The organism is Cyclobacterium qasimii M12-11B, from assembly GCF_000427295.1.
GTDB classification, from domain to species: domain Bacteria; phylum Bacteroidota; class Bacteroidia; order Cytophagales; family Cyclobacteriaceae; genus Cyclobacterium; species Cyclobacterium qasimii.
Window position 1 is genome coordinate 192353 of sequence record NZ_ATNM01000064.1, and the last position, 14120, is coordinate 206472.

General features: G+C 37.5%; 10 protein-coding genes. 5 read left to right on the forward strand and 5 right to left on the reverse strand.

Annotated features, from left to right (window positions below; genetic code table 11):
- Positions 1–125 precede the first annotated feature (125 nt).
- From ADICYQ_RS25820 to mfd, 4 genes are all read right to left on the reverse strand, one after another.
- Complete coding sequence (locus ADICYQ_RS25820; protein ID WP_020889190.1) at positions 126–1661, reverse strand: PKD-like domain-containing protein; 1536 nt, start codon at positions 1659–1661, stop codon at positions 126–128.
- A 5-nt stretch (positions 1662–1666) separates the two neighbouring features.
- Complete coding sequence (locus ADICYQ_RS25825; RefSeq protein ID WP_020889191.1) at positions 1667–2899, reverse strand: WD40/YVTN/BNR-like repeat-containing protein; 1233 nt, start codon at positions 2897–2899, stop codon at positions 1667–1669.
- A gap of 226 nt (positions 2900–3125) precedes the next feature.
- Positions 3126–4370: a gliding motility lipoprotein GldJ gene (gldJ, locus tag ADICYQ_RS06160; protein WP_020889192.1), complete on the reverse strand. Its 1245-nt coding sequence runs from the start codon at positions 4368–4370 to the stop codon at positions 3126–3128.
- 264 nt (positions 4371–4634) lie between these two features.
- Positions 4635–7976, reverse strand: a complete 3342-nt coding sequence (gene mfd, locus ADICYQ_RS06165; protein ID WP_020889193.1) for a transcription-repair coupling factor — start codon at positions 7974–7976, stop codon at positions 4635–4637.
- 342 nt (positions 7977–8318) lie between these two features.
- Between mfd and ADICYQ_RS06170 the strand changes: the two genes are divergently transcribed.
- From ADICYQ_RS06170 to ADICYQ_RS06185, 4 genes are all read left to right on the forward strand, one after another.
- Complete coding sequence (locus tag ADICYQ_RS06170) at positions 8319–8942, forward strand: cytochrome c oxidase subunit 3 (RefSeq protein WP_040414757.1); 624 nt, start codon at positions 8319–8321, stop codon at positions 8940–8942.
- 216 nt (positions 8943–9158) lie between these two features.
- Positions 9159–10145: an FtsH protease activity modulator HflK gene (hflK, locus tag ADICYQ_RS06175; protein ID WP_020889197.1), complete on the forward strand. Its 987-nt coding sequence runs from the start codon at positions 9159–9161 to the stop codon at positions 10143–10145.
- Between the two features lie 36 nt (positions 10146–10181).
- On the forward strand, positions 10182–11120 hold the full coding sequence (gene hflC, locus ADICYQ_RS06180) for a protease modulator HflC (protein ID WP_020889198.1): 939 nt from the start codon (positions 10182–10184) through the stop codon (positions 11118–11120).
- Between the two features lie 24 nt (positions 11121–11144).
- Positions 11145–11591 (forward strand): SRPBCC family protein, encoded by a 447-nt coding sequence (locus tag ADICYQ_RS06185; protein ID WP_020889199.1) that lies wholly within the window; start codon positions 11145–11147, stop codon positions 11589–11591.
- A gap of 34 nt (positions 11592–11625) precedes the next feature.
- On the opposite strand, the gene ADICYQ_RS06190 is transcribed toward ADICYQ_RS06185, so the two are convergent.
- Positions 11626–12096, reverse strand: coding sequence for a Fur family transcriptional regulator (locus tag ADICYQ_RS06190; protein ID WP_020889200.1), 471 nt, complete (start codon positions 12094–12096; stop codon positions 11626–11628).
- A gap of 409 nt (positions 12097–12505) precedes the next feature.
- Here ADICYQ_RS06190 and ADICYQ_RS06195 point away from each other — a divergent pair, with 409 nt between their 5' ends.
- A complete protein-coding gene (locus ADICYQ_RS06195; protein WP_040414764.1) occupies positions 12506–13765 on the forward strand; it encodes an aspartyl protease family protein in 1260 nt (419 codons plus the stop codon).
- Positions 13766–14120: the final 355 nt, after the last annotated feature.

Genomic DNA, 14120 nt, shown 5'->3' on the forward strand with positions numbered 1-14120 from the left:
TTAGGCATCGTTTTTCAATATTAACTTTGCCCAACATCAATATTATCCAAGCCTTATTTTTCAAAAAAGCTATATGCTGGTATTAATTCTAACTATGAAATAGCCTGTCTATTCCATAGTTAGAATTAAAGCACTAATATTTTTCTTTTGTATTCTTTCGTTCTACTCCTAAGAACAAGCACATGCAACCCTTTTGGTAGGCCATTGATAAAATAAACGAATTGCCCCACTTTGGTTGGCACTTCTTTTATTTTTAGCCCCATAGCGTTGTAGACTCCGATATATTCCAATCCTGCTATTCCTTCCACGGACACGTGAACATCTCCATCGAATGAAGGGCTAGGGAAGACCTCAATATTTGCATCAGCTACTTCTTCCTCTATTGAGGTAATCAGATTAACATTTACCGAAAGCATGCGGCTGGAGCCTTGATTACACGCATTTACAGGTGTCACTTCTACCACATGATCCCCTGGAGTCGTCCAGTTAACCCGTACAGTAGAAGAACCTTGTCCACTGATGATTTCACCACCTCCTGTAATAGACCATTGATAATTGATATCCTGTACACCGGTAATTGCATAATCAGTTTCTTGAAAACCAACCTTTACTGACCCTTGTATGGCTGAAGGCTGATCAGGAATAGTAATGACACGAATAGCCTTCTCTGAAGTAGGCCCTTGACCACATGGGTTTCTGGTTGACACCGAGATACTTTGTTCAGCTAAATTGGTCCATTCGAGTGTTATTATTGAAGTACCTTGCCCTTCTCTGACTACACCACCAGTGGCCTCCCAAAAATATTCTGTCCCTGGAATCGAGTCCACACTATATTCTTCAAGTGTATTCACACAAACTACTCCTTCACCCTGAATAGTAGTGGTTTCTTTTGGTTCTTCTGATACCACGACTTCCAATGCTGTAGTTTCACCGTTCCCGCAATTATTTGTTCCACGTACCAATACCGCATTCCTTCCAGGGGTATCCCATCTTATCACTACTCTAGCGGTTCCCTGGCCTTGAATAACACTTCCACCATCTACTCGCCACTCATAGTTTTCATCCTCTATGCCCAAGTCCTGAATGGAATAAATCTGCTGACTTATACAAATATTATCTTCCCCAAAAATGGTTGGAATCTCAGCAGGTACCTGGCAGGTATATTGATAAAAAATACCATTTTCACCAACAGCATATCCTACATTCAAGTCACCAAAGCTTATGCCTGTAAAGTTTTGATAGGTCGCTGTTTCCAACTTTTCCCAATTTTCTCCTGCATCAAACGTCCGAATAATTAATCCGTTTTCTCCCGTAATAAACCCTACTGACTCATCGAGAAATGCAATATCTGATAAGGGTATATTGAAACCAGTTGTCAAAGGCTCCCAATTGACTCCTTTGTCCGAAGTTTTAAATACAGCGCTTGAAGTACTAACTGCAATTGCGGTTACCTCATCCAATATGGAAATGGCTTTTAAATCAACGGTGCTACCAATACTAACCTTTTTCCAATCTAACCCTCCGGTGGAGGTGATTAAAACCAGTCCTCTTTCACCTACTATTACTCCGTCATTTTCGTTAAAGAATAATACATCCTTTAGATTGTAATTAGCAACACCCGAGGTCACTGTCAACCAATTTATCCCTTGGTTTTCAGTCATTGTAATTAACCCTTGATCCCCAACAGCAATCCCCTTATTGAAATCAAAAAGTAAAGCCCATTTACATTTTTATTCGTACCTGGATTTAAGGTTGTCCAGTTAGCTCCCGAATTTCTAGTTGAAATTATATTCCCGTTATCCCCTGAGATATACCCCGCATTTCCAGAAACAAAAAAAGCAGAATTGAAGGGCAAAGAAATAGGCCTGGAACTATCAGTTAGCCGAGTACCGCCATTAGTAGTAGTTAATATAAGACCATTATCACCAGCGATATAGCCCTTTTGATCTGTTACAAATGCTGCTGCATTAAAATCGCTTGCTTTTCCAGCCAACCTCAAAGTCCAACTTAAGCCTGTATTGTTTGAAGAAATCAAAACTCCACTTGATGCCAATGCTAAAATATTATTAGTCTCATTCCTTATAGACAATCTCTCTATATTTTCTATTGTTCTTGATGTAGCACCAATAAATGTAAGTCCACCATTATCTGTACGCAGAATGGTCCCACCGTCACCACTAATCACCCCAACCAAGGGGTATAGTGGATTAAAAATGACGTCAGTTAGGTCGGTATCAATACCACTGTTTATAAACTCCCAATTCAAGGCGCCATCTTCTGTTTTTATAATTGCTCCTTGATCCCCTACAGCGTAACCAGTAGTGTCATTTGTGAAATATATCGCATTCAATGCAACATCAAATCCCGAATCATGCAATTCCCAGGATTCTCCTGCATTGAAAGTTTTTAGTATTTCGGAGTCTGAGCTTACGGCGTAACCAAGGTCTTGATCTACAAAAAACACTTTCCTGATGGAGGCATCAGTTGGCACATCAATAATACTCCAAGATGCCCCCCCATTTACGGATCTTAAGATAAGGCCATCATCACCACTAATAATCAAGCGATTTTCGTCAATATGAATAACTCTATTTAGGGTTAAATTCTCTGGATAGCTAGGACTAGACCAACTTCCTCCACCATTGGTAGATTTGAAAATCTGTCCCTCTTCGTTAATTAACACGCCGTTTTGATCATCAAAAAAGGAAAGATCCAGCACATCCATTCGCATTGGAAGTCCCATTTCTACCCAGCTAAGCCCTCCGTCTATGGACTTTAGCAAGATGTTTTCCCCGCCTATAAAGCCAACATTGGTATTAACCCATTTTATTGATTTATAATCATTTCCCCAATCTCCAACTCTTCTCCAACTTTGTCCAAAACCAATCTGGAAAAGCAATAAGCCAAAAAACTTAAAAGTAAACCCCGCTTCATATAAATGCCTAAGTTTAAATAAATTATGCTTACAAAAATAATATATAATTCAGGATTTAACAGAAAAAAGAAATATAATACTCTTCTACCATCTGAAAGGCTTTTTTCGTACTACCAAATCGATAAAACAGGACATAAAAAAAAGGGTGAAACCACCCTTTTCCCTAAATCTATAATTTATAATTTGATTCTTACCTGTCTTTGCCTCCTACAGCTATCATGGCACATCTGAAACCTATGTGATTCGAAGCTGAATCCTGGTGCATAAATCTCCTGGTGCCTGGTGCTAACCAATAAGCTACATCTCTCCAAGATCCACCTTTATAAACCCTATAATTATCATCAATTAAAGTTGTTTTATAAGTATCCTCTTCGTCATTTGTACCATCTTTTCTGATTGGATTAAGGTCATCAAAATCCTGAAAGGAAAGTGGTCGATAAACATCCTGAACCCACTCATTCATGTTACCAGCCATATTATAAAGGCCAAAGTCATTTGGAGGGAAATCATAAACATTCGTAGGAATAATTTCTCCATCATTAGACACACTACCTGATAATCCAGCATAATCACCACGACCTCTTTTAAAGTTGGCCAGAAAATCTCCTTGACGGGACTTTCTTTTGATGTTATAAGGGTTACGTGGGCCTCTTCCGTCCCAAGGATAGATCCTGCCATTTTCCTGATTTTCATCCATGTACTGGGTTCCAATCATTCCCTTTGCAGCAAATTCCCATTCAGCCTCATTAGGAAGCCTATAATTTGGAAAAACAACTCCTCGCTCTATAAGCTGATCTAATGTAAGTGGATCGGCCTGTTCTTCCTCATCGTTTTTCTTCTTACCTCCAAAGTTTTTTTCTCTCGCTAACTCGTTCACGTATAAGGTTCTCCAATGGCTATAGGCATTGGCCTGGGTCCAACTAACTCCTGCCACTGGGTAGAAATTAAACCCTGGGTACCTGAAGTAATACGTGGAATAAACATCGTTATAAGACATTGCATTGGCCCAAACCTTTTCGTTAGGCTCAAGTTTCTGCAGAGAGTCAGCACTTACGCTATCAGCGATGTTAAAAAGAAACTCTTTGTAATCTACATTGGTAACCTCAGTTTCATCCATGTAGAATGAGGCGATCGTAACCGTTCGCTCCACATTGTCACGGAAACCCATGACATCTTGTTCCTGTGAACCCAATACTGCTCTACCCCCTTGGATAAAAACAAGCCTCGGACCGATCACTTCACTAGGTAGTCTAAAGACCTGAAAAGCTGAATCCTCCTCATCGAAACTATATTTTGCTCCGGTTGATGCACTTACACCTCCAGGATTACTGGCAGTTCTTCTTGAAGTTTGATTCCCACAAGAAGACACCAGTAGCCCAAGCAATGCTACTGCAACAAAAAAACTAAATTGAAAATTTTTATTCTCAAATTTCATGCGACAAGTTTTATGTTTTGTCTTAATAAAACGCTAATATATGACCAATAATATATTATACCAATAATCTTTCACCTCCAAAACGTAAGACAAAAATCATTTTTATCTAAATCTTGTGAAATACTACAAAAAAAATTGTACCACCTATATTATTGACCACACGAAAATATATCTCATTTATTAAAAAAAACCTTAAACAACTACAAATTTCATGGCCTAAAGTCCTCTTTATTAAATAAATCCCGTATTTAAATGGGCCCCTACTTATTTTATCATCATATCAGAAAGCCAATTTCTGGCTTTCTCAATCGTATCAACTCCTTTGACTATGAGAATTAAACGACCTTTGGTTTCTTTTATTTTACAAAGCCTGTTCTTAGATTGAATAAACTTGATAATGTTCATAAAAACCGGAGAAGTGAAATAGGCCTCTTTTTCAGAACTAACGAAATAACACTTCATTTGTTCATTTTTCAAAGCAAGTTTTTCAAAACCAAGCTTCTCAGCCATCCACCTAAGTTCTACCATTTCAAATAAGGACTGAACCCTTTCCGGAATGGTACCGAACCTATCCCTGATCTCCACTCTAAAGTCTTCAAGTGCCTTTTCTTCCTTAATATCATCCAATTTGGAATACAGACTTAACCTTTCGGAAATATTACTTACATAACTCTCCGGAATCAATAACTCCATGTCCGTTTCAATTACGCAATCCTGAACCAATGGAGCTACTATTTCTTTAAGATCACTTTCAAAAAGGGCAGCAAACTCTGTTTGTTTAAGCTCTTGAACTGCATCGTCAAGTATTTTATGATACATTTCAAAACCCAAATCAGAGATGAATCCACTTTGTTCGGCACCTAATAAATTCCCTGCTCCACGAATGTCCAAATCCCTCATTGCAACCTTAAAACCATCTCCCAGGTCTGAAAATTCTTCCATCGCCTGAAGTCTTTTTCTGGTTTCTACGGTTAGTGTAGAGGTTGGTGGTGTAAGTAAATAACAATAGGCCTTTTTATTGCTTCTTCCTACCCTACCTCTCATTTGATGGAGGTCACTCATCCCAAACATATGAGCTCTATTAATAATGATTGTGTTGGCATTTGGAATATCCAATCCTGATTCGATAATATTGGTTGAAACCAAAACATCATAAGCTCCTTCAATGAAGTCCACCATGATTTTTTCCAGCTTTTTCCCATCCATTTGCCCATGGGCTCCCATCACCCTGGCATCTGGCACCAATCTCAATATTAAATTGGCAATTGAATCAATTTCTGCCACACGATTATGTACAAAAAACACCTGTCCGCCACGCTGAATTTCATTGGCTATAGCATCTCTTATAATCTCTTCTCTAAAAGTATAAATTTCTGTAGTTACTGGCTGCCGGTTTGGTGGAGGAGTAGCAATTACTGAAAGATCTCTTGCCCCCATCAAGGAGAAATGAAGTGTTCGAGGTATGGGAGTAGCGGTAAGCGTAAGCACATCCACGTCCACCCTAAGTTCCTTCAACTGCTCTTTGACCTTGACACCAAACTTTTGCTCTTCATCGATCACCAAAAGCCCAAGATCTTTAAATCTCATTGCTTTATTTACAATTTTATGGGTACCGATTAAGATGTCTATTTCTCCGTTACCAACCTTTGCTATTATTTCCTTTACATCCTTTGCTGTTCTAAATCTGTTAATATAATCTATTGAAACAGGGAAATTCTCCAACCTCTCTTTAAAGGTATGGTAATGTTGCATTGCTAAGATTGTGGTTGGCACCAATACCGCAACTTGTTTCCTGTCATTTACCGCCTTAAATACCGCTCTAACAGCAACTTCCGTCTTACCAAAGCCAACATCTCCACATACCAACCTATCCATTGGGTAAGGCTTTTCCATATCATCCTTAACGTCTGAAGTAGCAGAGGCCTGATCGGGCGTATCTTCATAGATAAAGGAACTTTCCAACTCAACCTGCAACACACTATCAGTTGAAAATTGATGACCGGAAGCAGCTTTTCTTTTTGAATATAATTTGATTAAATCCTTCGCTATATCTTTAACCTTATTCTTAACCCGATTCTTTTTATTTTCCCACTCTGGCGTACCTAGCTTAGACATTGTCGGCATAGCGCCTTCCTGGCTACTATACTTTGAAATTTTGTGCAGAGAATGGATGTTTACATAAAGTAAATCATCATCTCTGAACACCAATCGAATCGCTTCCTGTCGTTTTCCGGAAACTTCCACCTTTTCCAATCCTGCAAACCGACCTATACCATAGTCTACGTGTACAATATAATCTCCAGGATGAAGGCTTTTTATCTCTTTTAAAGTTAGTGCTTTAGACTTTGAAGTGGTTTTGTTCGTCTTGTACCTGTAGAACCTTTCAAAAATTTGGTGATCCGTATAGCAAGCTAGCTTTAGGGAGTTGTCCACAAAGCCTTCTTTAAGGTTGACGGGCAACGTTTGAACCTTAAGGGTGGGATCTAACTCATGAAAAATATTAATCAGACGGCCAGTTTGTTTCTCACTTTCCGAACAAATAATATTGGTTATACCTTTGGTACTGTTTTCATTAAGGTTTTGCACCAACAAGTCAAACTGCTTGTTAAAGGAAGGTTGGGGTTGCCCTTGAAATTGGAATTCTGGCACACCTGTCCAATCAAATACATGACCAAAGGCCAGCAATGTGAATGATGAAAGCTGTTCTTCAAAAGATTTGGCATCCAAAAACAGCTTCTCAGGAGACATAAGAAGTGAACTACTTTCTCCTATACCATCAAAATGCTGACTGGCTTTATCATACAGTCCCTGAATTACGTTTGTGGCATTTTTATAATCCTTAATCCAAAAGCATGTTCCTTCTGGGAAAAAGTCCATGATGGGCTGTCGACTTTCCAATTCCATCTTGGTTTGAATATTCGGCAGAATACTAATCTGCTTAACCTTCCCGGTGGACAACTGCGTTTCTGGATCAAAAGTCCTTATACTGTCCACTTCCTTTCCGAAGAGCTCCAGACGAAAAGGCATATCATTTGCATAGGAATAGATGTCGATTATTCCACCTCTGACAGCAAATTGGCCTGCTTCATAAACGAAATCAGATTTCTCAAAACCATAGGTGCTTAATAGTTCTTCTATAAAGGACAAATCAACTTTTTCACCTACTTTAACTGCAAAAGTATTTTCTTTGAGGCTCTTTTTATTAATTACCTTTTCATAAATGGCTTCTGGAGAGGTTATAAAAACCTGTCCTTCTGACATTGTGCCTGTCAACTTATTTAGAATTTCTGCACGCATCAGTACATTGGCATTTTCCACCTCATCGGAATGATACGGCCTTTTATAACTTGCAGGAAAATGATAAGCAGCTTCTCCTGAAAAAGTTTGCCAGTCACTTGCAAGGTAGGCTGCTTCTTCGCGGTCATTTGCTAAAACAACATGAAAAGAGCCTGTTATTTTAGATATAGCATGTACGACCAACATATCCATACTCCCTGAAAGTCCCTTGACATTCATTTTTGCATGGGCAGCAGAACTAATGCTTAATCCAAGATTTTTTACAAATGGATCATCTATATAAAGTGATAAAAACGACTGCTTGTCCAACTAATATTCTTTTAATGTAGCACCTTAAATAGGCAAAGGCCATTTTACTACGTGATTAAGACGATTAATAATAGGTCACTTAATTTCTACTCCTGAATCCAACTAATAGGCTCTCTTTCAAAGTTTCAGAATACCCCTCCATTTTTCGCAACGCTATTACTTACCAGGATTCCTAAAACAAAATCCGCATTCAAAATAAGCGAGTGCAATTTATCAAATAACATTGAAATCCCCTCGGTAGAATAAGGATATCTAGCACAACATAATCCCATTATTCGTAAAAATATTTGACTTTTTTTCACCAAAAACAACAATATTCTCTTTTCAATTGTTAATCATAAGATGAACTTACGAAAAGAGACAAAAAAAATTCATTGGTTTAAAAGAATTGAACAAATGCATCCCTACCAGACGCTAATTTATTTGGCCATGTTTAGTAGTGGATTAATCTTTCTTTTCTTAACCCTATCATTTATTTTTTCACAATCAGAAAGCAGTTCTTTTGCGCAATACAAAATACCTAAATCATTTATCATAAGTAGTTTGATATTATTTGGTAGCGCCTTTATTTCAGAGAGAATTCTACCCGCTTTTTTATCACATAATCTGAAGAAAACTAAGATTAATCTTGCCTATACGCTGTTTTTAGGATTGTCTTTTACTGCATTTCAATTTAAAGGATGGCAAGAACTATCCAATTCAGGAGTTGATTTTACGGGATTACCTGCCGGAAGCTTTTTGTATTTACTCAGTGGCATACACCTTGTGCACCTCGCCGGAGCCATGGTCTATGCCTTGGTTTTATTAGTGCTAATTTACAATAGTGAAAAAGACGAGGTAAAAACTTTGGTTTTATTAACGAATCCCTATGAAAAAATGAAGCTTGAGTTATTCATCATTTACTGGAAATTCATGGATATCGTCTGGTTGATTTTGTTTGGACTCTTCCTTTGGGTATTGCAATAAGAATTATAGCCTACTTCTACTATTTGGCATTTAAACTCACCACAAGATTGACAATTGAAGACAAATAAAGCCAAAAAACAGCATTGATTCAAAGGCTTGAAGCAAGATTACCAACCCATCAGCATATTCTACGTTAGCTAATTCAATTGGGGAAATGAAAAATATTACCGAAGGTATTTCTGTCAATTAATCGTAAATTGCAAAAAAAGTAAACTTATGTCAGAAAAACAATTTGAAATCAATATCGATCCGGACTGGATAAAAAAATACCTGTCCAAAATAATTCTCGGATTGGTAGTAATTATCATGGTGTTTTCAGCTATTAAAACAGTAGGCCCAGAGGAAGAAGGTGTAGTTATTCAACTTGGCGAATACAATCGCACGGTTTCGCCAGGCTTAAGTTTCATCATTCCCTTTGTGGAAACCATGTATAAAATACCAGTCCAAAGACAATTAAAGCAGGAATTTGGCTTTCGTTCTACTTCCACATCCTCTAACGGTCAATCAACATATGCAAAGTCTGGCTATATAGACGAGAGTATGATGCTGACCGGTGACCTGAATTTAACAGATGTGGAATGGGTAATACAATATAGAATTGTAGATTCCTACAAATACCTATTCAAGGTAAGAAATGCTGAAAAAACGTTAAATGATATGTCAGAGTCTGCAATGAGAAAAATTGTGGGAGACAGGACCGTCAACGAAGTATTGACTGTAGGAAGACAGGAAATAGCTACCAGTGTAGAAGTATTGTTACAGGAAATGTGCGATGAATATGAAAATGGCATCCGGGTAGACCAAGTAGTTTTACAGGATGTAAATCCGCCTGAACCGGTAAAACCAAGTTTCAATGCAGTGAATGAAGCCCAACAAGAAAGAGAGACCTTAATCAATCAGGCAGAAGCCGATTATAACCGAATCATCCCAAGAGCAAGAGGTGAAGCAGAAGAAACCATCCAATTGGCAGAAGCATATGCCTTGACAAGGGTAAATGGTGCAAGAGGAGAAGCGGAAAGGTTTAATTCCATTTTTGAGGCCTACATCAAATCACCAGAAGTAACCAAACAAAGGATTTATTTGGAAACCCTAGAGAAAGTTCTACCAAAAATCGGTAATAAAATCATCACTGATGAACGGGGAAGCAACGTACTACCATTGCTAAACATCAATAAAGCTAGTGGATCTACTCCTGCCCCTTAAGTAAAGTACGAACTTCAAAATTAACCTCATCAAAGCATGAAAAAAAGCAATATATTTTATATAATACTGGGAGTAATAGCCTTAATGCTTACCGCTCAAAGTATTTTCATACTCGACGAAACCCAGCAAGCAATTGTCACTCAATTTGGTAAGCCTGTTGGAGAACCAAGGACTAGCCCAGGAGTTAATTTCGTAATGCCATTTATTCAAAAAGTACAGTTTTTTGATAAACGTTACCTTGAATGGGATGGTGATAAAAATCAGGTTCCAACAAAAGATAAAAAGTATATTTTCGTAGACACCTATGCCCGATGGGAGATTACCAATCCGCTTCAGTTTTTCATTCGACTAAGAGACGAGAGATCTGCTCAGTCACGGCTTGATGACATCCTTGATGGAGAAACCAGGAATGCGATTGCAAACCATAACCTTCTAGACATTGTCCGTTCAACGAATAGAGAGCCTGAAATAACTGAGCAGTTCATGCAAGAACTCGAAGTACTTGAAGAAATCGAAGTGGGAAGAGATGAAATCGAAGATATCATTTTACAGAAAGCCAATGAAAGAACTTCTGATCTTGGAGTAAGAATATTGGATTTCCGTTTTAAAAGAATGAACTACGTAGATGAAGTCAGGGACAGGGTTTACGACAGGATGATAAGTGAGAGAAATAGAATAGCTGACCAGTTCAGATCTGAAGGACAGGGTGGAGCTAGAAAAATCCTTGGTGACAAGGAACGTGACTTGGCGCAAATACAATCTGAGGCCATAAGACAAGGTGAAGAAATCCGTGGTAGGGCAGATGCTGAAGCCACAGAAATTTATGCCGCTGCCTATAATCGAAACAGACAATCAATCGATTTATATAAATTTCTTCGTTCAATGGAAGCTCTCGAGAATTCTATGGACAAAGAGACTAGCCTGGTAATATCCTCAGACAGTGACCTTTTCAAATACTTGAAAAAAATGCAATAAGCCAATTGCAAATCAGGAGACTTTATGAATATTAGTCTAACGACCAAAGTAAATCAAAATTATTTAAAAGTTAAAGAGGGGTTTAATGCCGATTTATTCAAGGCATTAAACCCGCCTTTTCCACCTGTTAAATTGCTGAGATTCGATGGGTCAGCAAAAGGCGATCTCGTAAGTTTGGAACTTAATTTTATATTTTTTAAGCAGGTCTGGACAAGTGAAATCACGGCTGATCATTTGGATGATGCGGAATATTACTTCATCGATGAAGGCATAAAACTTCCTTTTTTCCTTAAAAAATGGCGCCACAAGCACCGCATCCTATTGGATGGGAATGACAAGGCTAAAATAATAGATGAGATCAGTTTTTCCAGTCCAAATCTACTGCTGGATTATCTACTGTACCCCTTTCTCTATGTTCAGTTTTCAATGAGAAAACCTGTTTATCAAAAGGTTTTTTCAGATAAAAACTAACACAACCCCATGTAAAATTGCATTTAAGGAGAAGTTAATGCATTGGAAGGTTTTTACAATCTCGGATTTGACAATCCCCATATAGCACAAGTGAGTGACTGGTAATATTAGCGGAAAAGGTATTCCCCATTTCTTCCTTGATCAAATTAATTCTTTGATCGGAAAATTCTAGAATTTTTCTGCATTGATTGCAGACGTAATGGTCATGGTGCTTATAGGTCAATGCTTGTTCATACAAGGCCACCTTGTCCTTAAACTGGTGCTTAACAGCCAATCCACACTCTACTAACAGATCAAGGGTATTGTATATAGTGGCACGGCTAATAGAATAGCCATTGTTCCGCATCCTCAAAAATAACCCTTCGACATCTATATGCTCATCTTGCGGCAAAGCATATAATTCATCTATTACAGAAAACCTTTCAGGTGTTTTACGACTACCTTGCCGTACAAGGTAGTTTTCAAATATTTTTTTTGCTTTCTCAATTATCGACTTATCGGCCATGGTTTATTATTATAAAGAATAAAGATGAGCTATTTTTTAGATTTTTCAAACCATAAAACTTTTCAATCGGTGATTGAGTGGCTATTTTCAATAGTTCTAAATAGGACATCCAGCTAGTAACAAACAATGGTCGACCTACATAATCTCCAAAAGCCTATCTATCAGCCTGCTTTTGAGCTATTACCTAGTCCTCAACTTAGAATATCAAACAATCAGACTTGTTCAAAGTTATCCCATCAATAAAGTGTGGATCTGAAATTGGCTTCACTATTGCAAAGCAACGAACAGCAATTATTAAGGTACATCCCCTACAATTATAAAACTATTACCTAGTTCAGACTTAACTAAGAACTTAAATATTTCTTACTACTGAAATTAATTTTCTATATTAAAGGAACAATTAAGAATCATGTATCATAAGACAAAGTGGTTATTTTATCTTTTGGTTTCGATTTTACTGGCTTGTCCTGTAAAGGCTCAAGTGCCTGGTTTTTATATGAAAAGAGACCAAAAGAAAATTGTTCTACCTTTTATTGATTCAAATAGCCTTATCATTCTACCCGTATCTATTAATGGGGGCCCCGCCGTAAATTTCCTCTTTGACACCGGGGTGAAATCAAATATTTTTTTCAGTAAATCAATAGCAGATGAGTTGGAAATGGTTTACACCCGAAAACTCAATTTGGTGGGTGCTGATGGGAAAACGGTTTTAAGTGCTTCTGTATCCCCTAACAACCACTTTGACATTGGTCCAATAGAAGGAATATTTCAAGCCATCCTTGTTTTAGATGATGATTTCTTGGAACTAGAAAAGGTTTTGGGAGTACCCATATTCGGCGTAATCGGACATGAATTTTTCAAAAACAATCCGATTAAAGTCGACTATGACAATGGCCTTATTACATTTTACAATCGCGAAACATTCAAATGGAAACCCTTTTGGTTTAGAGAGATTCCTATTGAACTATTGGGTAATAAACCCTACATTCTCACTACCATAAATCAAATCGATGGTCCTGACCTTGAAGCAAAATTACTCATTGACACAGGTGCCAACCACGGATTATTGCTCAATCAAGAAACAGATGATGACATAATACTACCGGAGATAAATATCAAGAGCAGCTTAGGCAGGTCTTTGGGAGGAGATCTGGAGGGACATGTGGCAAGGGTGAAAAAACTAACCATATCTGGCTTGAATTTCAGAAATGTAATCACTTCCTACCCTGAAAAGAATGCGTATTCTGAAGTGCTGATAAAGACTGGTAGAATGGGCAGCTTAGGTTCCGAATTATTAAACCATATGAAGATCATCATAGATTACCCTCGAGAAAGAATATTATATAAAAAAGGAGCAAAATACAAGACCCCTTTCAAGTATGACATGAGTGGATTGACTGTTAGGGTAATTTCTCTGGAAGAAAAAAGATACTATATTCACAATGTAAAGGAGGGTTCTCCTGCTCAAATTCATGGAGCAAGGCAGATGGATGAAATCCTAACAATAAATAAGATTCCAACAATGTTTTGGGAGCTATCTGAAATCACCGAATTACTCAGATCTAAAGAGGGTAAAGTCATTTCATTAGAGCTGCTTCGAATAGATCCTGAAGACAAAACTAAAACAAATATCCACAAGGTTACATTTTTATTGGAGAAGCAATTGTAGAGAATCTCATTATGTAAGTAAAATAATGAATTTAATATAGGAAATAGTGAACTTTATACATTTTTTGCATTAAGACCGGAAATTTTTATAAATTTATTAAAACTTTTAAGAAGATTTTAATCTTTCACCTCACCCACCTGATGGTTAAAAATATTTTTAAAACCCTTTTATTAACTTTAAAAAGGTCAAACAATGGAGTCTTTGAGATCCTCTACCAATCCTGTAGTTTTAATTCATGGAAGAAAAAAGACGACGACAAATTAAATATTGATGAAATAAATGCCTTATTCCCAACGCTTCAAAACTCACTTTTTGATTTAATATTTGAAAGTTTAGAAAAAACAAAACGCTTGAA